This window comes from Halorientalis persicus, assembly GCF_900110215.1.
GTDB lineage: Archaea > Halobacteriota > Halobacteria > Halobacteriales > Haloarculaceae > Halorientalis > Halorientalis persica.
The window spans coordinates 1-1,680 of sequence record NZ_FOCX01000104.1 but is presented as its reverse complement, the minus strand read 5'-3'; the positions used below and the strand labels follow the sequence as shown (position 1 = coordinate 1,680).

1 pseudogene is annotated in these 1,680 nt (G+C 54.4%); it reads right to left on the bottom strand.

Going from position 1 to position 1,680, the window contains the following annotated elements:
- Positions 1-70: 70 nt before the first annotated feature.
- Positions 71-1,270: pseudogene (gene tnpC / locus BMX17_RS24810) on the bottom strand (IS66 family transposase); the annotation flags it as partial.
- Positions 1,271-1,680 lie beyond the last annotated feature (410 nt).

Here is a 1,680-nt window from a genome sequence, read left to right as displayed (position 1 = left end):
CCTAGTTTCTCTGCTACTCGCTGAATTTCTTCAATAAGATCGTGATTTGAGTATGGCATTTTGGTTAGGTATTGACCTCTTCCTCCGGGTGGAAAGTGAGCCAGTGGTCAAGCCCTCCTTCGATCTTTCCGAGTAATGTTGCCACTGGCCCGTCGGGAACTGACCGCTTTATTAGCGATTCTAGTTGTCTCCGCGCCACACGCAGGAGTTCTACTCGCTCACGGACTGTCAAGTCGCTCTCCATCCGAGTCTGGAAAGCGACGTACAGCTGTTTGAGGGTACGGTAGATCGGTTCGCCTTCCGCCTGCTTCTCGGCGGCGTCTTCAGCCTCCCGAAAAATATGCGCCCAACACCGCTGGAGGTTGCTGCTGAAGGCTGGATACGCCGTCCAGCCATCACAGACGACCGTTCCCGCGAAGTCCTCGCCGCGGATTTCCGCGGGAACATCACTTCCTCGACTCTCCCTGACTGCGTGCAGGGTGTGGTTCTCGGTGGTGAACGTCCAGATCCAAGCCTGTTCGCCGTCTCGTTTGATTCCAGTCTCGTCAACGTGGACAACGTCGGCTTGCTGGATTTGGTGACGGATCTGCTCGTACTCACAGCGACCGACGCGCGCCGCGCGCTCGGTCGCGTGCCACGCGGCTGCGCCCGACAACTCCAGTCCGTAGAGTTGCTCGAAACGGTCGCCGATCTTCCGGTAGGGAAGGCGATGGTCGTACCGAGAGAGTGCAGCCTGTGCGATGACGTTCACCCCGAACTGCCCCTTATTGGGGCAGTCGGGGTGTGAAGCGACAGTCTCAGTTCCGCAGGAGTGGCACTCGTAGTGGTTCCAGTTGTACTGTGGGACTTCCAGTGGCTGCGGGTCGGGGAGTTCCTCGACGAGTCGGGGGCTGACGCCCGCCGACTCGTCAAACGCTTCACCACACTCTGGACAACAGTCGCAGGTGGCCTCGATTTCTCGATCTGGGTCAGGAACGTCGCGCCATTCCGGGTCGTGTCCGGACTTTCGGCCGGACGTGCCACCGTCAGTACATGGCTGCTCGTCGTCCTCGTCCGACGAGGACGACTCCTCTTGCTCCGATTGGTCCTTGCTCGGCGGTGTATGTGGTTCCTCGTTCCATCGGACCTTGGCTCTGAACCGCTTATTCTCTTGACGGAGTTGCTGATTCTCTTGCTTGAACTCTTCTGTCGCCTGCTCAGGTTCCTCAACGCGATTTTCGAGAGCAGTGATCTGCTCAAGTAGTTGCTTCACTTTTTCATCAGTGATCATCCCAACTCTCCTCGGTCAATGCAGACGACACGGGACGGTCTCCTTCCCGGAGACCGTCCCTGGGAGAACATCCTGTCGTCCACATTGCTCTACTGCGAGGTCAGGAGCAACCTACGAGAGAGTGGCGAAATTGTTCTGGGGTGAATTCAGAATCATACCCTCCACTGTTTCCGAAGCTTTCCTTTGAGGGAATGAGTCAACACCCTCACTCCACTATTTCCTAAGCTTTCGTCACAAAGGAAGGGGAGGGGGTAGAAGGAACAGGAAACAATCTCCTCAAGATAGAGTTTTTATCATACTATTTTTGATTTTTATTCTAATATAATACTATAACTAGTTTTAGTTGATACACAGTGCGGGTACCTTTTCTAATACTATATATTAAATCTTTTGTTTTTATCTAGGCTTCC